At 70.1% G+C, this 19,956-nt stretch carries 18 protein-coding genes; 15 read left to right on the top strand and 3 right to left on the bottom strand.

The window, feature by feature from the left end; all coding sequences use genetic code 11:
* Nucleotides 1-3 precede the first annotated feature (3 nt).
* Nucleotides 4-1,587, bottom strand: coding sequence for a rhodanese homology domain-containing protein (locus P3W75_RS11435; RefSeq protein ID WP_276227494.1), 1,584 nt, complete (start codon nt 1,585-1,587; stop codon nt 4-6).
* A complete protein-coding gene (locus P3W75_RS11430; RefSeq protein WP_276227493.1) occupies nt 1,584-2,189 on the bottom strand; it encodes a 3-mercaptopropionate dioxygenase in 606 nt (201 codons plus the stop codon). Before P3W75_RS11430 ends, P3W75_RS11435 begins: the two co-directional genes overlap by 4 nt.
* A 114-nt stretch (nt 2,190-2,303) precedes the next feature.
* Here P3W75_RS11430 and P3W75_RS11425 point away from each other — a divergent pair, with 114 nt between their 5' ends.
* The 15 genes from P3W75_RS11425 to P3W75_RS11355 all read left to right on the top strand — a co-directional run bounded on the left by P3W75_RS11425 (nt 2,304) and on the right by P3W75_RS11355 (nt 17,978).
* Complete coding sequence (locus tag P3W75_RS11425) at nt 2,304-3,200, top strand: LysR family transcriptional regulator (RefSeq protein ID WP_276227492.1); 897 nt, start codon at nt 2,304-2,306, stop codon at nt 3,198-3,200.
* 393 nt (nt 3,201-3,593) lie between these two features.
* A complete protein-coding gene (locus P3W75_RS11420) occupies nt 3,594-4,661 on the top strand; it encodes an LLM class flavin-dependent oxidoreductase (RefSeq protein WP_276227491.1) in 1,068 nt (355 codons plus the stop codon).
* A gap of 10 nt (nt 4,662-4,671) precedes the next feature.
* Entirely contained in the window at nt 4,672-5,616 is a 945-nt protein-coding gene (locus tag P3W75_RS11415; protein WP_276227490.1) for an ABC transporter substrate-binding protein, read from the top strand.
* Nucleotides 5,617-5,630: 14 nt separating this feature from the next.
* Nucleotides 5,631-6,713, top strand: coding sequence for an LLM class flavin-dependent oxidoreductase (locus P3W75_RS11410; RefSeq protein ID WP_276227489.1), 1,083 nt, complete (start codon nt 5,631-5,633; stop codon nt 6,711-6,713).
* Nucleotides 6,714-6,716: 3 nt separating this feature from the next.
* Nucleotides 6,717-7,868, top strand: a complete 1,152-nt coding sequence (locus P3W75_RS11405; RefSeq protein ID WP_276227488.1) for an acyl-CoA dehydrogenase family protein — start codon at nt 6,717-6,719, stop codon at nt 7,866-7,868.
* Nucleotides 7,869-7,978: 110 nt separating this feature from the next.
* Nucleotides 7,979-8,965, top strand: a complete 987-nt coding sequence (locus tag P3W75_RS11400) for an aliphatic sulfonate ABC transporter substrate-binding protein (RefSeq protein WP_276227487.1) — start codon at nt 7,979-7,981, stop codon at nt 8,963-8,965.
* 181 nt (nt 8,966-9,146) lie between these two features.
* A complete protein-coding gene (locus tag P3W75_RS11395; protein ID WP_276227486.1) occupies nt 9,147-10,049 on the top strand; it encodes an acyl-CoA dehydrogenase family protein in 903 nt (300 codons plus the stop codon).
* 172 nt (nt 10,050-10,221) lie between these two features.
* Nucleotides 10,222-11,193: an aliphatic sulfonate ABC transporter substrate-binding protein gene (locus tag P3W75_RS11390; RefSeq protein WP_276227485.1), complete on the top strand. Its 972-nt coding sequence runs from the start codon at nt 10,222-10,224 to the stop codon at nt 11,191-11,193.
* 82 nt (nt 11,194-11,275) lie between these two features.
* Nucleotides 11,276-12,286 carry a taurine ABC transporter substrate-binding protein gene (gene tauA / locus P3W75_RS11385; RefSeq protein ID WP_276227484.1) on the top strand — a complete coding sequence of 337 codons (1,011 nt, stop codon included), beginning with the start codon at nt 11,276-11,278 and terminating at the stop codon, nt 12,284-12,286.
* A 225-nt stretch (nt 12,287-12,511) separates the two neighbouring features.
* Nucleotides 12,512-13,303 (top strand): taurine ABC transporter ATP-binding protein, encoded by a 792-nt coding sequence (locus P3W75_RS11380; protein WP_276227483.1) that lies wholly within the window; start codon nt 12,512-12,514, stop codon nt 13,301-13,303.
* Complete coding sequence (tauC, locus tag P3W75_RS11375; protein WP_276227482.1) at nt 13,293-14,111, top strand: taurine ABC transporter permease TauC; 819 nt, start codon at nt 13,293-13,295, stop codon at nt 14,109-14,111. Before P3W75_RS11380 ends, tauC begins: the two co-directional genes overlap by 11 nt.
* 217 nt (nt 14,112-14,328) lie before the next feature.
* Nucleotides 14,329-15,165 (top strand): taurine dioxygenase, encoded by an 837-nt coding sequence (gene tauD, locus P3W75_RS11370; protein WP_276227481.1) that lies wholly within the window; start codon nt 14,329-14,331, stop codon nt 15,163-15,165.
* Nucleotides 15,166-15,309: 144 nt separating this feature from the next.
* Nucleotides 15,310-17,334 (top strand): OPT family oligopeptide transporter, encoded by a 2,025-nt coding sequence (locus P3W75_RS11365; protein WP_276227480.1) that lies wholly within the window; start codon nt 15,310-15,312, stop codon nt 17,332-17,334.
* A 69-nt stretch (nt 17,335-17,403) separates the two neighbouring features.
* Nucleotides 17,404-17,619, top strand: a complete 216-nt coding sequence (locus P3W75_RS11360; protein ID WP_276227479.1) for a CopG family transcriptional regulator — start codon at nt 17,404-17,406, stop codon at nt 17,617-17,619.
* Entirely contained in the window at nt 17,613-17,978 is a 366-nt protein-coding gene (locus P3W75_RS11355) for a type II toxin-antitoxin system VapC family toxin (RefSeq protein WP_276227478.1), read from the top strand. The genes P3W75_RS11360 and P3W75_RS11355 overlap by 7 nt, the downstream gene beginning before the upstream one ends.
* A gap of 10 nt (nt 17,979-17,988) precedes the next feature.
* Here P3W75_RS11355 and betT read toward each other — a convergent pair whose 3' ends face one another.
* Nucleotides 17,989-19,944 (bottom strand): choline BCCT transporter BetT, encoded by a 1,956-nt coding sequence (betT, locus tag P3W75_RS11350; RefSeq protein ID WP_276227495.1) that lies wholly within the window; start codon nt 19,942-19,944, stop codon nt 17,989-17,991.
* Nucleotides 19,945-19,956: the final 12 nt, after the last annotated feature.

Below are 19,956 nucleotides of genomic sequence, written 5' to 3'. Positions count from 1 at the left end.
TCCTCAGATCACCCGGAAGCCATGGGTGCCGTCGCGGCCGAGCTGTTCCACCAGGCCGAATTCCCAGTCCAGGTAGCCCTGCATCGCCTCGCGCGGGTTGTCGGTGCCTTCATAAGGACGACGGTAGCGGTCGATGCGCGGGGCCGCCAGCAGGCTCTCGCCTTCTTCCGTCGGCAGGCCGGCGGCGATCCAGGCGGCGGTGCCGCCGTCGAGCAGGAACACCGGCTTGCCGCTCAGGGCCGCCACTTCCGCCACGGCGAAGCGCGCCAGCAGGCTGCTGCCGCAGGTGAGCACGTAGCGCTCGGCGTCGCCCAGCTGCGCCAGGGCCTGTTGCAGCTGGCTGCGCAGGGCCCAGGCGGCGCCGGGGATGTGGCGTTTCACGTAGTTGGCGCTGGCGGTGAAGTCGAGCACCCGGGTGCCCGGTTCGTGCAGCCAGTCGGCCAGGGTCGCCGGGCTGATGGTTTCGGCCTGCGGCCTGGCCGGCAGCGGTGCGGCCCAGGCGCCCTGCTCGCTGAAGTCGGCGGCGGACAGCCCGTCGAGCACGGCCACCTGCCAGCCCATCTGCGCCAGCCAGGACGCGCTCATGTTGGCGCGCACGCCGTCGTCGTCCACCAGCACCAGGCGCGCGCCGCGCACGCTGGCGACGTGGTCGGTTTCCTGCACCAGCTGGCCGCCGGGGGTGGAACGCGAGCCCGGCAGGTGGCCGGCCTCGTATTCTTCCGGGGTGCGCACGTCGAACAGGTAGGTGCTGCGCTCGCCCTCGGCCTGCCACTGGCGCAGGCCGGCGAGGTCGATGCGTTCCACTTGCGCGCGATCGGCCACGGCGCGGGCGCGGGTGGCGGCGGCGTCGCGGGTGGCTGCGGAGACGTCGCCGAAGCGCCGCGCCTGGCCGTGTTCCAGCGTCTGCCCGGCCAGGGTCCAGCCGATGGTGCCATTGCGCAGCGCCGACACCGGGTTGGCGATGCCGGCGTTCACCAGCGACTGGGTGCCGATGATGCTGCGGGTGCGCCCGGCGCAGTTGACGATGACCCGGGTGGCCGGGTTCGGCGCCAGCTCGGCGACGCGCAGCACCAGCTCGGCGCCGGGCACGCTGACGCCACTGGGAATGCTCATGGTCTGGTATTCGTCGAAGCGGCGGGCGTCGAGCACCACCACGTCGGCCTTGGCGTCGAGCAGCGCCTGCACTTCCTCGGCGGCCAGCGACGGGGTGTGGCGCTCGGCTTCCACCAGTTCGCCGAAGGATTTGCTCGGCACGTTGACGTCCTTGAACAGCTCGCCGCCGGCCTCGCGCCAGCCGGCCAGGCCGCCGTCGAGCAGGGCCACGTCGAGGTAGCCTAAGTCGAGCAGGCGTTGCGCGGCGACTTCGGCCAGGCCTTCGCCGTCGTCATACACGGTGACCGGCGTGTCGCGGCGCGGCACGCGGGCGTAGATCTCCAGTTCCAGCTTGGACAGCGGCAGGTTGGCGGCGAACAGCGGGTGCGCCTGGGCGAACGGGTCTTCCTCGCGCACGTCGAGCAGCGCCAGCTCGCGGCGGGCGAGGAGGGCGGCGCGGATGTCGTGGAAGGTACGGCGGGCGATCTGACTCATGCGGGGTTCTCTTTCGACAGGTCCCAGATATTGGGCAACTGGCTGTTGGAATAGCCGGAGATGAAGGGTTTTTCCTCACCCTCGGCGGTAAACACGGCGCGGCGCACGGCGCCGATGTTGGCGCCGTACACGTGGATGCTGATGGAGGGGCGGTCGGCGAAGGCGTTGCTGACCTGGTGGATGTCGCCGATGCGCGGCGATACCGCCTCCACTTCGCCCGGCTCCAGGCGCGTGGGCTCGCCATCGGGCAGCAGCCGGCCATCGGCGGCGAAGGCGAACGGCTGCGAGTACTCGGCGCCGCGCAGCATGCCGATCAGGCCCCAGACCCGGTGGTCATGCACCGGCGTGCGCTGGCCGGGGCCCCAGACGAAGCTGACCACCGAGAAGCGCTGCCGCGAGTCGGCGTGCAGCAGGTACTGCTGGTAGCGCTGGGTGTCGGGCTGGGCGCAGGCCTCGGGCAGCCAGTCGTCGTGGCGCACCAGTTCGGCCAGTAGCGGGCGGGCCTGGGCGAGCAGTTCGGCTTCCTCGGGGCGGGTGTCGATGAGCGCCGCCAGGTCGCCGATGAACTGGCGCAGGCGGTCGAGACGCAGGGGGGCGGACATGGGGGTGGATTCCCTCCGAAGGGTTTTGCCGCTACGGTAGCAAACGCGTTTTTATTCCTGAAATGCATTTTGAATCTAAGCTAATATGCGCAAATTGCAATTGGTGCCAGCCCCATGAAGATCGACGACATCGACGCCTTCGTCGCGGTGATCCGCAACGCCTCCCTCAGCCAGGCCGCCGAAAGCCTGGGCCTGACCCAGTCGGCCATCACCCGCCGGGTGCAGAGCCTGGAGGAAGCCCTGGGGGTGGAGCTGCTGGACCGCAACACCAAGCCGCTCAAGCCCACCGCCGCCGGCCTGCGGGTCTACGAGCAGTGCCGGCGGGTGCTGCGCGAGGTGGACGGCCTGCGCGAACTGGTGGCCGGCGACGCCGCGCCCAGCGGCGTGCTGCGCCTGGGCGTGCCGCAGAGCATCGGCGAGGTGGTGCTGCTGGAGGCGCTGCGGCGTCTGGCCGGCGAGTACCCGGAGCTGCGCGCGCAGGTCAGCAGCGGCTGGGGTAGCCACCTGCTGGCGCGCCTGGAAAACGCCGAGCTGGACGCGGCGGTGGTGCTGTTCCCGCCGAGCAAGGTATTCCCCGACGACCTCGGCGCCACCCCGCTGGGGCGCGTCGAGCTGTGCGTGGTGGCCGCCCGCGACAGCGACCTGCAGGCCCGCCGCCTGCTCGACTGCTACCAGCACGGCTGGGTGCTCAACCCCGACGGTTGCGGCTTCCGCGCCGGCCTGCAACGCGCCCTGGCCGACCAGGGGCTGGGCCTGCAACTGAACCTGGAAACCTTCGGCAGCGAGTTGCAGCTGGGCCTGGTCGCCGAAGGCCGCGGCCTCGGCCTGGTGCCCGCGCCGGCCCTGGCGCGCAGCCGCTACCGCGAGCAACTGCGGGTGCTGCAACTGGAGGACTTCCAGCCGCTGATCCAGCTGTGGCTGGTGCGCCCGCGCCTGCTCGGCAACCTGGAGACGCCGGCGCGGCTGTTCGGCAGCGCGGTGGCCGAAGGGCTGGATATGCAGGCGGGCTGAGTTTTCGATCCACTCATTCGCCCCCTGTAGGAGCGAGCTTGCTCGCGAACAGGCTTTCCCGGCAGCGCTGTCGTCTCTGGTCGACTCCGTTCCCTCTCCCCAGCCGAGGGTCAGGGAGAGGGCGCTCTCATGCCTGACACCGGCATGACCGGGAAACTCCGTTCGCGAGCAAGCTCGCTCCTACGAAAGCGAAAGCACCCCGCGCAACTTGGCCAATCCTGAATATGCGTGATTAGCATATTAGGATATGCCAAAAATGAATTTCCATCATGAAGTGCTTGCCTATAGCTTCTAAGAACAACGTGATTCAAGACGTTTTTCTTATAACGAAAGCCGCCGACCTTATGCAGCGGCCCAGGCGAGGGCAACACAGTGAGCGTGGAAATTCTCGGCATGATCACCGCCACCCCGAGTTCCGAGGTGGATCAGCCGCTGGGGGATGCGGTGGATGCCGGTTTCGTCCGGCGTTTCGCCCAGGCCCATGAGGACGCCGGCTTCGACCGCGTGCTGGTGGGCTACTTCAGCAACGCCGCCGAGGGCGCGGTGGTCAGCTCCTTCGTCGCCGCCGCCACCCGGCGCCTGGGCATCCTCCTGGCCTACCGGCCAGGAGTGATCGCGCCGCCGCTGGCCGCGCGCCAACTGGCCACCCTCGACCAGTTCAGCGACGGCCGCCTGGCCCTCAACGTGGTCAGCGGCGGTAACGACGAGGACCTCGCCCGCGACGGCGACTACCTCGAGCACGACCGCCGCTACGCCCGCACCGACGAATACCTGCAAGCCCTGCGCGACATCTGGACCGCCACCGGGCCGGTGGACTTCGCCGGCGAGTTCTACCGCTTCCAGGGCGCCTCGCCGGCCGTGCGCCCGCGCCAGTCGCCGCACATCCCGATCTACTTCAGCGGCTCCTCCGACGCCGCCATCGAGGTCGCCGCCAGGCACGCCGACACCTACATGCTCTGGGGCGAACCGCTGGCCGCCGTCGACGGGCATATCCGCCGGGTGCGCGCCGCCGCCCAGGCCCAGGGCCGCGCCCCGCGCTTCTCGGTGTCGTTCCGGCCGATAGTCGCGGACACCGAGGAGGCCGCCTGGAAGCGCGCCGCCGAGGTACTCGAACAGGTGCGCGAGAACCGCGCGCGCCTGGGCCTGCCGCTGCACGACCACCAGCCGCAGAACGTCGGCTCGCAGCGCCTGCTGGCCGCCGCGCAGCAGGGCGAGGTGCTCGACACCCGGCTGTGGACCGGGGTGGCCCGGCTGACCGGCGCGCGCTGGAACTCCACCGCCCTGGTCGGCACGCCCGAGCAGGTCGCCGCCGCCCTCGGCGAGTACTACCGCCTGGGCGTCTCCACCTTCCTGATCCGTGGCTTCGATCCGCTCGGCGACGCCGTGCGCTACGGCCAGGGCCTGATTCCCGCCATCCACGACCATATCGCCCGCCTGCCGCAACTGCGCCGCGCCGGCTGAGGAGCCCCCGATGAACTTCACCCAACGCCTGCGCGCCGGCTTCGCCGCGCTCCTGCTCGGCGCGCCCCTGGCCCACGCCGCCGACCTGCCGACCCTGCGTGTCGGCGACCAGAACTACTACAACGTGCGCGCCTCCATGGAGGCCTCCGGGGTGCTCGAAGGCGCGCCCTACACGGTGGACTGGAAGCACTTCCAATCCGCCGCGCCGGTGGCCGAAGGGCTGCAGGCCGGCGCCCTGGACCTGGGCTTCCTCGGCGATTCCGGGTTCATCTTCCTCGCCGCCAAGGGCGCGCCGGTGAAGCTGATCGGCGTGTCGCGGCAGAACCCCGATACCATCGCGCTGCTGGTGCCCAAGGGCTCGCCGGTGAAGACCATCGCCGACCTCAAGGGCAAGAAGGTCGCCTACTGGCCCGGCGCCTGGAGCCAGCAGCTGACCCTGCGCGCGCTGGAGAAGGCCGGCCTGCCGAAGGACTACGTCGAGTTCGTCAAACTGATGCCGATCGACGCCGCCGCCGCTCTGCCGCGCGGCAGCATCGACGCCTTCCCGGTGTGGGAGCCGTACATCTCGCAGCAGATCGTGTTCTCCGGCGCGCGGCCGCTCCTCACCGCCCGCGACCTGATGCCGGGGCTGTCGAGCATCGCCGCCAACGCCGACGCCATCGAGCCCAAGCGCGCGCAGATCGCCGACTTCCTCGGTCGCCTGCAGAAGGCCCGGGCCTGGGTCGAGGCGCACAAGGAGCAGTACGCCGACATCTGGGCGAAGAAGGCCAACCTCGACCCGGCGGTGTCGCGCCACTGGATCGGCCAGGCCGGCATGAGCGTCGGCCCGGTGGATAGCCAGGCCGCCGCCGACTACCAGGGCACCGCTGACTTCCTGGTGCAGACCGGCGCGCTGCCCAAGGCCTTCGACACCGCCGCGGTGATCGACACCTCCTTCAGCAAAGCCTTCCACTGAGCAGGGAGCCACCCATGAGCATCCAGTTCCTCGGCATGATCGGCCACCGCCTGGCCTCCGAGACCCTCGCCCCGGTGGGGCCGATCCTCGACAAGCAGTACATCGCCGCCTTCGCCCGCGCCCATGAGGAGGCCGGCTTCGACCGCATCCTGGTGGGCTACTGGTCGGATCAGCCGGACGGCTTCCTGGTGGCCGCCACCGCCGGCCTGGCCACCTCGAAGATCCACTTCCTGCTGGCGCACCGCCCCGGCTTCGTCGCGCCAACATTGGCCGCGCGCAAGCTGGCGACCCTGGAGCACCTGCTCGACGGGCGCCTGGCGGTGCACATCATCAGCGGCGGCAGCGACGCCGACCAGCGCAAGGATGGCGACTACCTCGACCACGACCAGCGCTACGCCCGCAGCGACGAATTCATCGAAGTGCTCAAGCGCAGCTGGACCAGCGCCGAGCCCTTCGACTTCCACGGCGAGCACTACCGCGTGGAGCAGGCCTTCTCGGCCATCCGCCCGCAGCAGAAGCCGCACATCCCGGTGTACTTCGGCGGCTCCTCGGAGGCCGCGCTGCAGGTCGCCGGCAAGCAGGCCGACGTGTTCATGCTCTGGGGCGAACCGCTGGCCCAGGCCGCCGAGACTATCGCCGCGGTGCGCGAGCAGGCGCGCCGGTATGGCCGCGAAGTGGAGTTCAGCCTGTCGTTCCGGCCGATCCTCGGGCGCACCGAGGAAGAAGCCTGGGCCAAGGCCGAGGCGATCCGCGCGACCGCCAGCGAGCGCCTGGGCGAGGCCGGTTTCCCCAAGGGCAAGCCGCAGAGCGTCGGCGCCCAGCGCCTGCTCAAGGCGGTGGAGCAGGGCGACCGCGTCGACGAGCGGCTGTGGACCGGCATCGCCCGGCTGGTGGGCGGCGGGCACAACTCCACCGCGCTGGTCGGCACCCCGGAACAGGTCGCCGATGCGCTGCTGGCGTACTACGACCTCGGCGTGCGGAGCATCCTCATCCGTGGTTTCGACCCGCTCAACGACGCCGTGGAATACGGCCGCGAACTGATTCCCCTGACCCGCGCCAAGGTCGCCGAGCGCGAGCGCCGGCGCGCCACGGCCTGACCCATGAGCAGCCTGCAGATCGCGCCGCTGGCGCTCAACGAACTGCTGCCGGAACTCACCCGGCAGCTGGCCGAAGGCGCCGACGCCTACGACCGCAGCGGGGACTTCCCCCACGCCAACCTGGCCCTGTTGCAGCGCCACGGCCTGCTCGGCCTGGCCCTGCCCAGCGCGCTCGGCGGCCCCGGCGCCGGCCTTGGCGAGCTGCGCCGGGTGGTCGGCGCGGTGGCCCGTGGCGAACCTTCCACCGCCCTGGTGCTGTGCATGCAGTACCTGCACCTGCGGCGCCTGGCCGACAACCCCGACTGGCCCGAGGCGCTGAAGCGCCGCGTGGCCCGCGAAGCGCTGGAACAGGGCGCGCTGATCAACAGCTTGCGGGTCGAGCCGGAGCTGGGCTCGCCTTCGCGCGGCGGCCTGCCGCAGACCGTCGCGCGGCGTGACGGCGACGGCTGGCGGCTGTCCGGGCACAAGCTCTACACCACCGGCATCCCCGGCCTGACCTGGCTGGCGGTGTGGGCGCGCAGCGACGAGCCGACCCCGCGCGTGGGCACCTGGCTGGTGCGCCGCGACAGCCCGGGTATTCGCCTCGTGGAAAGCTGGGACCACCTCGGCATGCGCGCCACCGGCAGCCACGAAGTGATTTTCGAGGACGTGCCGGTGCCGCTGGAGCACGCCGTCGGCCTGTATCCCCACGACCAGCCACCGGCGCCGGACGAAGCCGTGCTGCGCGACTTCGCCCAGGCCAGCGCGGCGCTGCTCGGCGCGCTCTACGACGGCATCGCCGGGGCCGCCCGCGACTGGCTCGCTGCCTGGCTGTGCGAGCGCGTGCCGGCCAGCCTCGGCGCGCCCCTGGCCAGCCTGCCGCGCGTGCAGGAGGCGGTCGGGGTCATCGACGGCCTGCTGCTGCAGAACCGCCTGCTGCTCGACGCCGCCTGCCGCGACCGGCTGAGCGCCAGCGAGTCGGGGCTGATCAAGGTCGCCGTTACCGACAATGCGGTGGCAGTGGTCGAGAAGGCCCTGGAGCTGAGCGGCAACCACGGCCTGAGCCGACACAACCCGTTGCAGCGGCATTACCGCGACGTGCTGTGCGGGCGTGTCCACACGCCGCAGAAGGACAGCGTATGGATCGCGGCGGGCAAGGCGGCGCTGCGCCCCTGAAGCCTGCCTCACCCAACCCGAACCCTGGCAGATATCGGCGACCGCACCGGCGGAACGGATAGCCCCACGACAACCCCGGCTTCCGTGCGAAGCCGCCTGGAGATCGCCCCATGAAACGAACCCTGCGTGTTCTCGCCGGCCTGCTGGCCGCCTCCCTGCTGGCCGGCGCGGCCAGCGCCGCCGACCCTGTCACCCTGCGCCTGGGTGATGTGAAGGGCGACCGCTACGCCTCGCTGCGCGCGTCCGGCGAGCTGGACAACCTGCCGTACAAGCTGGAGTTGTCGGCCTTCCCCTCCGGCGCCCCGGTGCTTGAGGCGCTGAACGCCGGCGCCCTGGATATCGGCTTCACCGGCGACATCCCGTTCCTCTTCGTCTACGCCGCCGGCGCGCCGCTCAAGGCGGTCGGCGCCTGGCACTTCAACCCGGCGACGGTGGCGCTGGTGGTGGGCAAGGACTCGCCGATCCACTCGGTGGCCGAGCTCAAGGGCAAGCGCATCGCCGTCAACCGTGGCGGCTGGGGCCACTTCATGGCCCTCGGCGCGCTGCGTCGCGCCGGGCTCAAGCCCGAGGACGTGACCTTCTCCTTCCTCGGCCCGGTGGACGGCCGCGCGGCCCTGGTGCGCGGCTCGGTGGACGCCTGGGTGCCCTGGGAACCCTACACCTCCAGCGCCGTGCTGCTCGACCAGGCGCGGGTGATCGACAACGGTGACGGCATCATGACCGGCTACTCCTACGCCCTGGCCAGCGACGCCGCCATCGCCAGCAAGAAGGCCGCGATCACCGACCTCATGACCCGCCTGGCGCGCGCCCAGGTCTGGGCGCTGGGCCACCCGGACCAGTTCGCCGCCGCGTTGGCCAAGGACCTGAACATGCCCCAGGAAGTGACCCGGCGCTGGGTCGGCGAGGCGCGCATCAGCCCCATCGTGTTCGACCAGAACATCGCCGCCACCCTGCAGAAGGCCGCCGACTTCTTCCATGGCGAGGGCGTGCTGCCGAAGGCGCTGAACGTGACCCCGGCGTTCGACTTCAGCCTCTCCGGCGGTGCCACCGAGGTGGCCCGGCGGTTGCCGGCGGAGGTCGCCGTGGGCCAGCGTTGAGCGGTTCTCAGCTAAGGCGAAAAGGTTATTTAACCTGGGCGCCGCGATTGGATAGGGTTCCAGCTGCCGCCCCGGCCGCGCCTCGCGCGCGGCGCAACGGGGCGCCGCCGAACCCCCTCGCTTCAGTCTTCCCGCGCGCCCCACGCCCAGGCACTGATCCCGTCGTCGTCCCGAGGTGCGCATGAGCGTCGTTCCGTCCCGGCTGGCTGCCGTCCCGCCGCTGGCCCCGTCCGTTATCGCCGGCCCGTCGTCCTGGGCTCGCGCCCTGCGCGACTCGGGCCTGCTGCGCTTGTCCCTGCCGGCGCGGCTGGGCGGCAGCGGCGGTGCCTGGCGCGACGTCCTGCAGACCCTGCGTGACCTCTGCGAGCGCGACGGCGGCCTGGCCCGGCTGTTCGCCGTGCACCACCTGCAACTGACCCGCGTGCGCCTGCTCGGCAGCCGCGAGCAACTGCAGCGCCTGCTGCACCTGAGCCTGCTGCGCGACTCCCTGTGGGGCGCCCTGGGCGAGGACGACGGCCAGGCGCTGCAAGCGGTGGAGCACGTGCGCGGTGGCTTCCGCGTCAACGGCGGGCAGTGGGACGCCTTCAGCGCCGAAGCCGCCGACTGGTTGCTGCTGCGCGCCTGGCACGCGCCCAGCGGCGATTTCCTGCTGGCCGCGCTGCCGAGCGTGCGCGCCGGCCTGGTGTTGCGCGCCGGCGCGCAGTGCCAGGGCCTGCGCCTGCATCCGGAAGACATGCTGCTGCCGCCCGGGCTCGCGCCGACCCCGCGCCGGGTGTTGTGCGACGGGCTGGCGCTGCTGCTGGAAGCCAACGTCGCCCTGGGCCTGGCGTTGCAGGCGGCGGATCGCCTGGACTTGCCCCAGGCCTCGGAGCTGTCGCGCCTGCTCGGCCTGGGCCTGGTGCTCAGCGAGCAGGCCGCCGCGCAGCTGGACCAGGACGTGGAGGCCGGCGTGAGCCTGGCGTTCGGCCGTAGCAGCCACTTCGCCAACCTCGCCGCCCAGACCCTGGCGGTGGCACGCCAGGCGGCCCAGGCCAGCCTTCGTGCGGAGGGCGTGAGGGCCCGGCTGCTGGGGGCTGCGCACTGACGGAGGGATGAATCCGGGCGATCTTAAGTAATAACTAAAAATTATTTATTTCTGATTTTTTATGCCTGTAATCTCCTCTTCACCGGACCACCGGACTTATCCAGAACACCTGACCCGTCCAGTGGTCCGCCTCGCTCTGCGGGCGGCCGCCCCGTACCCGAGGAGCCGTACCATGTCCCGCAGCCCATTCCTGCGCCGTTTCGCCGTTGGCCTCGCCGCCTCCGCCGCCCTGCTGGGCGCCCTGGGTGCGCACGCCGAAGGCACCCTGCGCATCGGCTTCCAGAAATCCTCCACCCTGCTGACCATCATCAAGGCCCAGGGCAGCCTGGAGCGCGAGCTGGGCAAGCAGGGCATCCAGGTGAGCTGGCATGAGTTCCCCAGCGGCCTGCCGCTGCTCGAATCGCTCAACGTCGGCAACGTCGACCTGTCCGCCGACGTCGCCGACACCGTGCCGGTATTCGCCCAGGCCGCCGGCGCGCAACTGACCTACTTCGCCCGCGAAACCCCATCGCCCACCGCGCAGTCGATCCTGGTGCCCCAAGGCTCGCCGCTGCAGACGCTGGCCGACCTCAAGGGCAAGCGCGTGGCCGTGACCAAGGCCGCCGGCAGCCACTACCTGCTGATCGCCGCGCTGGCCAAGGCCGGGCTGAAGTTCTCCGACATCCAGCCGGCCTACCTGACCCCGGCCGACGGCCGCGCCGCCTTCGAGAACGCCAAGGTCGACGCCTGGGTGACCTGGGACCCGTACGTCGCCAGCGCCCAGCGCCAGCAACACGCCCGCGTGCTCGCCGACGGCCAGGGCCTGGCCAGCTACCAGCGCTACTACCTGGCCTCCAACGACTACGCCAAGGCCCACCCGGAAGTGCTCAAGCAGGTCTTCGCCGAACTGCAGAAGACCGGGCGTTGGGTCAAGGAACACCCGGCCGACGCGGCCAAGGTGCTCGGCCCGCTGTGGGGCAACCTGGACGCCAGCACCGTCGAGCAGGCCAACGCCCGCCGCAGCTACGACGTGCAGCCGGTGCGCGCCGACGGCCTCGACGAGCAACAGCGCATCGCCGACGCCTTCTTCGTCCAGGGCCTGCTGCCCAAGCCGGTGGACGCCCGCGCCGTGCAGGTCTGGCAGCCGGACCTGGCGCGCAACTGACCGACCCCCTTTCCGCCGCTCCACCGCGAGCGGCCCGCCACGGCCCGGCCGGCCGCCCCGAACGCATTCCCAGGAGTTGTCCATGAAAAGCCTCTTCGCACCGCGCCGCCTGCTGGCCGCGCTGGCCCTGGCCGGCGTCGCCGGCATCGCCCAGGCCGATATCACCCTCGGCTACCAGACCGGGGTGGACCCGACCAAGGTTCCCCAGGCCGACGGCACCTACGAGAAAGCCATCGGCGAGAAACTCGACTGGCGCCGCTTCAACAGCGGCCCGGAAGTGGTCGCCGCGATCGCCTCCGGCGACGTGCAGCTCGGCAACCTCGGCTCCAGCCCGCTGGCCGCCGCCACCTCGCGCGGCCTGCCGATCGTGGCCTTCATCGTCACCGCGCAGATCAACGCGGCGGAAGCCCTGGTGGTGCGCAACGGCAGCCAGATCGCCAAGCCCGAGGACCTGGTCGGCAAGACCATCGCCACGCCCTTCGTCTCCACCTCGCACTACAGCCTGCTGGGCGCGCTCAAGCACTGGAACATCGACCCGGGCAAGGTGAAGATCGTCAACCTCAACCCCACCGAGATCGCCGCCGCCTGGCGTCGCGGCGACATCGACGGGGCCTTCGTCTGGGCCCCGGCGCTGGGCGAGATCAAGAAGAGCGGCAAGGTGCTGACCGACGCCGCGGAAGTGGGCAAATGGGGCGCGCCGACCTTCGAAGTCTGGGTGGCGCGCAAGGACTTCGCCGAGAAACACCCGGAAGTGCTGGCCAGGTTCGCCCGCGTGACTCTGGATTCCTTCGCCGACTACAACGCCCACAAGGCCCAGTGGACCGCCGATTCCGAGCAGGCGAAGAAGATCGCCAAGCTCACCGGCGCCGCCCCCGAGGACGTGCCCGAGCTGCTCGCCGGCAGCGCCTTCCCGGAGACCCAGGCGCAGCTCTCCAGCGCCCTGCTGGGCGGCGGCACCGCCAAGGACATCGCCGGCACGGCGGCCTTCCTCAAGGAACAGAAACGCGTGCCCTCGGTACTCAAGGACTACTCGCCCTACGTCAGCGCCGAATACGTGCGCCAGGCGGAGAGCGTGCAGGTGGGCCAGCGCTGACCGCACCGGCCTGCTCGATTTCCCCGCTCGATCTCCCTGCAGGAGCGAGCTTGCTCGCGAACCCGCTTCACACCGCACCTTCCCCGTCATTCTCGCGAACGCGGGAATGACGAGGTGGAGAAAGGTGCCGGGCTGTTCGCGAGCAAGCTCGCTCCTACGAAGAGCGAAGAGCACAACGTACGAAGCGCCCCCAGCATTCCTTCTTACCCTACGGAGGGTAGAAACATGAGCCGTTTGACGGCCGAGGCGGTCAGCCTCTCCTTCGAGCAGCATGGCCAGACCCGGCGCGTGCTGCATGACCTCACCCTGGACGTGGCCAAGGGCGAGTCCCTGGTGGTGCTCGGCCCTTCGGGCTGCGGCAAGTCCACCCTGCTCAACGTCCTGGCCGGTTTCCAGAAGCCCGACCGTGGCCGCGTGCAGATCGACGGCCGGACCCTCGAAGGCCCCGGCGGCGAGCGTGGCGTGGTGTTCCAGGACGACGCTCTGATGCCCTGGCTGGACGCCCTCGACAACGTCGCCCTGGGCCTGCGCATCCGTGGCCTGGGCGCCGCCGAACGCGAGGCCCGCGCCCGCGAGGTGCTGGCCCTGGTCGGCCTGCGGGAGCACGCGCACTACCGCGTCTCGCAGCTTTCCGGCGGCCAGCGGCAGCGCCTCGGCCTGGCCCGCGCGCTGGCGGTTGAACCGGATTTCCTGCTGCTCGACGAACCCTTCGGCGCCCTCGACGCGCTGACCCGCGAGCGCATGCAGGTGCTCACCCTGGAGTTGTGGCGCAAGACCGGCAAGGGCCTGTTCCTGATTACCCACAGCGTCGACGAGGCGCTGTTCCTGGCCACCGACCTGGTGGTCATGGACGGCCCGCCGGCGCGCATCGTCAAGCGCCTGCGCCCGGACTTCGCGCGGCGCTACGCGGCCGGCGAGCCAGTGCGCTCGATCAAGGCCGACCCCGAGTTCGGCCGCCTGCGCCAGGTGTTGCTGGATGAGTTCCTGGAAGAGCCGGAGGCCGAACATGCCCACTGATACCCTCAGCGCCAAGCTGCCCGTCGGCCGCCGCCAGAAGCTCGCCCGCCCGCGCGACGGGCGGCGCTGGGCCGCCGCCGGGAGCATCGCCGCACTCGCCGCGCTCTGGTGGTTCGCCACCCACTTCGGCTGGGTCGACACCCTGTTCCTGCCGGCCCCCGAGCAGCTCTACGAAGCCCTGCAACGGGTGCTCGCCGAAGGCTACGTCGACGCCACGCTGTGGCAACACATCGGCACCAGCCTGCTGCGCGTGCTGCTGGCCCTCGGCGCCGCGGTGCTCACGGCGATCCCGCTGGGCATCCTCATGGGCCTCAACCCGCTGGTGGGCGCCGCGCTCGACCCGCTGGTGGAGTTCTACCGGCCGATCCCGCCGCTGGCCTACCTGCCGCTGATCGTCATCTGGTTCGGCATCGGCGAGCTGTCCAAGGTGCTGCTGATCTACCTGGCGCTGTTCGCCCCGCTGCTGATCGCCACCGCCGCCGGCGTGCGCCGCGTGGACAAGTCGCGCATCCAGGCGGTGCGCTGCCTCGGCGCCAACCGCTGGCAGGTGGTGCGCCACGTGGTGCTGCCCAGCGCGCTGCCGGACGTCCTCACCGGCCTGCGCATCGCCCTGGGCGTGGGCTGGTCGACCCTGGTCGCCGCCGAGCTGATCGCCGCCAACCGCGGCCTGGGCTTCATGGTGCAGTCGGCCGCGCAGTTCCTCGCCACCGACGTGGTGGTGCTGGGCATTCTGCTGATCGCCGGCATCGCGCTGACGTTCGAGCTGAGCCTGCGCTGGTTGCAGCGGCGCTTCGCTTCCTGGGAGTAGAGAGACAGGGCAAAGGCCCCTCTCCCTAACCCTCTCCCGCAAGCGGGAGAGGGGACTGATCCTGAGCGACGGAGGGGCCGTTGCCTCCGAATGACATCTGCGTGTTGGCAGGGCTGCTCCGTCCTTCCCGCTCGCACCGAACAAGCCCCCTCTCCCTTCAGGGAGAGGGCTGGGGAGAGGGCGCTCTTCCCTGCACAGAACACGAGAGAGAAAAGCAATGACCACCCTGACCCTCGAACCCCTCAGCCCCGCCCTCGGCGCCGTGGTGTCCGGCGTCGACCTGCGCCAGCCGCTGGACGACGCCCAGCAGCAGGCCATCGAGCAGGCCCTGCTCAAGCACCAGGTGCTGTTCTTCCGCGACCAGCCGCTGACCCCGCAGCAGCAGGCCGGTTTCGCCGCGCGCTTCGGCGACCTGCACATCCACCCGATCTACCCCAGCGTGCCCGAGCAGCGCGAGGTGATCGTGCTCGACACCGCCGTCACCGACGTGCGCGACAACGCCATCTGGCACACCGACGTGACCTTCCTGGAAACCCCGGCCCTCGGCGCGGTGCTGGCCGCCAAGCAGCTGCCGCCCTACGGTGGCGACACCCTCTGGGCCAGCGGCATCGCCGCCTTCGAGGCGCTGTCCAAGCCGCTGCAGGCGCTGCTCGACGGCCTGAGCGCGACCCACGACATCAGCAAGTCCTTCCCCCAGGAGCGTTTCGGCGCCACCAACGCCGACCTGGCGCGCCTCGAAGAGGCGCGGCTGAAGAACCCGCCGCGCTCGCACCCGGTGATCCGCACCCACCCGGTCACCGGGCGCAAGGCACTGTTCGTCAGCGACGGCTTCACCACGCGTATCAACGAGCTGTCGGCGGCCGAGAGCCGGGCCATCCTCGACCTGCTCTTCGCCCACGTCGCCCGCCCCGAGTTCACCGTTCGCTGGCGCTGGCGCGAGAACGACGTGGCCTTCTGGGACAACCGCGTGACCCAGCACTACGCAGTGGACGACTACCGCCCGCAACGCCGGGTGATGCACCGCGCGACCATCCTCGGCGACAAGCCGTTCTGACCCCCGCACGCCAGTCCTTGCCCTTGTAGGAGCGAGCTTGCTCCTACGCAAAGCCGGTGCGTCGCCGGGGCGACATTCGGCGACGTGGGCGCTCGCGCCGCCCTGGCCTAAGCTTGGCAGGTTAACTTTCAGAGATTTCCTTCCATGCTCGAACGGATTTCGGACGAATCGAACCTTGCCGAACTGACCCTGCGCGGTCTAATCCTCGGCGCCCTGATCACCGTGGTGTTCACCGCCTCCAACGTCTACCTGGGCTTGAAGGTGGGGCTGACCTTCGCCTCGTCGATCCCCGCGGCGGTGATCTCCATGGCGGTGCTGCGCTATTTCTCGGGGTCGAACATCCTCGAGAACAACATGGTGCAGACCCAAGCCTCGGCGGCCGGCACCCTGTCGTCGATCATCTTCATCCTCCCCGGATTGCTGATGATCGGTTACTGGGCCGGCTTCCCGTTCTGGCAGACGGCGGCCATCTGCTCCATCGGCGGCATCCTCGGGGTGCTCTACACCATCCCGCTGCGCCGGGTGATGGTGGTGCAGAGCAGCCTGCCGTACCCCGAAGGGGTGGCGGCAGCGGAAATCCTCCGTGTCGGCAGCCAGGACGAGGAGCACCCGCAGGCCGACGACGGCAACCAGCCGGGCCTGCGCGACATCCTCGCCGGCGGCCTGGTGGCGGCGCTGTTCAGCCTGTTCAGCAGCGGCTTCAGGGTGCTCGCCGAGGGCTTCAGCTTCTGGCTCACCGCAGGCCAGGCGGCGTTTCGCCTGTCCACCGGCTTCTCCCTGGCGCTGGTCGGCGCCGGCTACCTGATGGGCATCACCGCCGGCATCGCGATTCTCGTCGGCGTGGTGATCTCCTGGGGCGTGGCGGTGCCGCTGCTCACCGTCAACAGCACCCTGGCCGCCGGGCAGAGCCTGCCGGAGCTGGCCAGCAAGCTGTGGAGCAGCCAGGTGCGCTTCCTCGGCGCCGGCACCATCGGCGTGGCCGCGCTGTGGACCCTGGCCACCCTGTTCAAACCCATGGTGCAGGGTGTCTGGGCCTCGCTCAGCGCGGTCACCGGGCGTGCCGAAAGCAGCGACCTGCGCACCGAGCGCGACATGCCGGCGCTGTGGATCGTGGCCATCGCCGGCGTGTTGCTGGTGGCGCTGTTCGTGGTCTTCGCCCACTTCCTCGGCGAGGCCGCGCCGGACCTCACCGGCTTCGCCTTCTGGGGCCTGGTGGGCACCTGCGTGGTGTTCGCCTTCTTCTTCGGCTTCCTGATCGCCGCCGCCTGCGGCTACATGGCCGGCCTGGTGGGCTCTTCCAGCAGCCCGATCTCCGGCATCGGGATCATCGCGGTGATCCTGGTGTCGCTGCTGATCCTCGGTGTCGGCTCGCTGGAAACCGACTTCCTCAGCCGCCAGGGCGGCAAGCTGGCGATCGCCCTGGCGCTGTTCACCACCGCCGTGGTGCTGGCCATCGCGGCGATTTCCAACGACAACCTGCAGGACCTCAAGACCGGCTACCTGGTCGGCGCCACGCCCTGGCGCCAGCAGGTGGCGCTGATCGTCGGCTGCCTGGTCGGCGCCCTGGTGATCCCGCCGGTGCTGGAACTGCTGTACAACGCCTACGGCTTCACCGGCGCCCTGCCGCGCGAGGGCATGGACCCCGGCGCGGCCCTGGCGGCACCCCAGGCGACGCTGATGACGGCCATCGCCAGCGGGATTTTCCACAACGCGCTGAACTGGAACATGATCCTCATCGGCGTGGCCCTGGGCATCGCCCTGATCCTCCTCGACATCCTCCTGCGCCGCACCGGCAAGGCCAGCCTGCCGGTGCTGGCGGTGGGCCTGGGCATCTACCTGCCGCCGACCATCGGCATGACCCTGGTGGTCGGCGCGCTGCTCTCCTGGCTGCTGGAAACCGCGCTGAAGAAGCGCGCCCAGGCCGCCGGGGTGGACGAGGAGAAGTACGCCGAGCTGCCGCGCCGGCGCGGCGTGCTGCTGGCTTCCGGGCTGATCGTCGGCGAGAGCCTGATGGGCATCCTGCTCGCCGCGCTGATCGGCACCAGCGGCAAGGACGCGCCGCTGGCGCTGGTCGGCGCCGGTTTCGAAGACACCGCGCAGTGGCTGGGGTTGCTGGTGTTCGTGGTGATCTGCGTGCTGTTCCACCGCAAGGTGCTGGGTAAAGGCTGATACAAAGCGGGGCTTGGTCGATGGGTCTGTGGGTGATATATGTTATCGATATCACATATGGAGGCAGCCATGCGCACTCTTGTCGACATCCCCGCCGAACACCTCGAGGCGCTCAACGCACTGGGCGAACAGCAACAGCAATCGCGCGCCTCGCTGATCCGCGAAGCGGTGGCCGAGTACCTGGTCAAGCATCACCAGCGGGACGCCGAGGCCGCCTTCGGCCTGTGGAACAACAGTGCCGGCGATGGCCTGGCCTACCAGCGCAAGGTGCGTGAGGAATGGTGAAGGCGCTGTTCGACACCAACATCCTGATCGACTACCTCAACGGCCACGAGCAGGCTCGTGACGAGCTGGCGCGCTACAGCGATGGCGCCATCAGCGTTATCAGCTGGATGGAGGTGATGATCGGCGCCAGCCCGACCAACGCCGCCGCCACTCGCGCCTTCCTCGACAGCTTCAGCCTGGTGCAGCTCGACGAACCCATCGCCGAGCGCGCCGTGGCGGTGCGCCAGGCGCTGCGGGTAAAGCTGCCGGACGCCATCATCAAGGCCTCCGCCGAGGCCCAGGGGCGTCTGCTGGTCACCCGCAACACCAAGGACTTCCCCGCCGACGACGTCGGCGTGCGCCTGCCTTACCAGCTGTAGTCGCGAGCCCTCAGCGCACCAGGTGCAGGAACTGCAGGTGGCGCTCGTACTGGTCGAGCATGTCGTTGATGATCTGCTCGCGGCTGTAGCCCACCAGGTCGTAGTCCTGGCTGCCCTCGGCCAGGTGCACCTCGGCGCGGAAGTAGCGGCGGTTCTGCAGGTGCAGGCCGCCGAGGCCGGCGCGGGCGAAGGACGGCGTGAAGTAGCCGCGCATCGACACCTGGTAGTAGAACGGGGGCTGCTCGCCGTGGCCGATCTGCAGGCTCAGCTCCAGGTTGGCCGGGTCGAGGTCGGCCTCCACCTGCAGGCCCTTGTCGCGGAACACCTCGGCCACTTCGGCCATCGCCGGGCTGACGACGTTCGCCAGGAAGCGGAACACTTCGTCGCGGGTGGGGAAGTGCACGGCCTGGGAGATGCGCCGCTTCCAGCCGCCGGCCTTGCCCGCCAGCGGCGGCGCGAGGGAGTGGCTGCGCGCGCGCTGGCGCTGGGATTCGAGGTAGAAGGCCTTGTGCAGGCCCCACATCATCAGCAGCAGAATCAGCGAGAAAGGTAGCGAGGTCAGCACCACCGCCGACTTCAGCGCGTCGATGCTGCCGGCGAACAGCAGCCCGCCGGTGACCAGCGCGGTGACCACGCCCCAGAACACCCGCAGCCATTTCGGGCCGTCGTCGTCGGCGCTGCCCCCGCGCGCAGAGAGAGTGGAGAGCACCACGGTGCCGGAGTCCGCCGAGGTGACGAAGAACACGAAGCTGACCAGCACGCAGACGGCGATCAGCGCGCGGCTGCCCGGGTAGTTCTGCAGCAGCTGGTAGAGCGCCATCGAGGGATCGCTGAGCGCCACCTGGCCGAGTTCGACGGCGCCGTGGTCGAGCACCTGGTCGAGCGCGCTGTTACCGAAGATCGACATCCACGCCAGGGTGAAGCCGAGCGGGATGAACAGCACGCCGAAGACGAACTCGCGGATCGTCCGCCCGCGCGAAATGCGCGCGATGAACAGGCCGACGAAGGGCGCCCAGGCGATCCACCAGGCCCAGTAGAACACTGTCCAGCCGCCCAGCCAGTCACCGCTCTCGCCGTAGGCGTAGAGGTCGAAGCTCTTGGTAGGCAGCGCGCCCAGGTAATCGCCGATGTTCTGCACCAGGGTATTGAGCAGGTGCTGGGTCGGCCCGGCGAACAGCACGAACAGCAGCAGGGCGCAGGCCAGCAGCATGTTGATGTCGGAGAGGAGGCGGATGCCCTTGTCCACGCCGGACACCGCCACGGCGATGGCCGCGCCCATCATCAGCGCGATCAGGCTCATCTGCACCGGATGGCTGTGGGCGACGCCGAACAGGTAGTCGAGCCCGGCGTTGAGCTGCAGCACGCCGAAGCCCATGTCGGCGCCCAGGCCGAACACGGTGGCGACGATGCCGAAGCAGTCCACGGTGTAGCCGAGCGGCCCGTTGATGCGCTTGCCGATCAGCGGGTAGAGCGCCGAGCGCAGCGCCAGCGGCAGGTTGTGCCGGTAGGCGAAGTAGGCCAGGGCCATCGCCACCAGGGCGAACACGCCCCAGCCGTGCAGACCCCAGTGCAGGAACAGCAGCTGCATGGCCTGGCGCGCGGCCTCCTGGGTGCCGGCCGCGCCCTGCGGCGGTTGCAGGAAGTGGGTCAGCGGCTCGGACACGCAGAAGAAGAACAGGGTGATGCTGATGCCCGCGGCGAACAGCATGCCGGCCCAGGACAGGTAGCTGAATTCCGGCTCGTCGTGGTCGGCACCGAGTTTGATCTTTCCATAGCCGGAAAGCGCGGTGACCACCACGAAGATCAGGTACAGCGTCATCGCCAGCAGGTAGTACCAGCCGACGTTGGCGGCGGCCCAGGCCTGGGCGTCGAGCAGCCACTGGCCGGCCTGCCCAGGGAAGCCGATGACCAGGACGGTGAAGGACAGGATCAGCGCCGCCGCACCGTAGAAGGCCGGTGGGTTCATGCGCATGCGAGG

The sequence above is a fragment of the Pseudomonas citronellolis genome (genome assembly GCF_029335315.1).
GTDB classification, from domain to species: Bacteria; Pseudomonadota; Gammaproteobacteria; order Pseudomonadales; family Pseudomonadaceae; genus Pseudomonas; species Pseudomonas citronellolis_A.
This window is presented reverse-complemented; position numbering and strand designations above follow the sequence as displayed.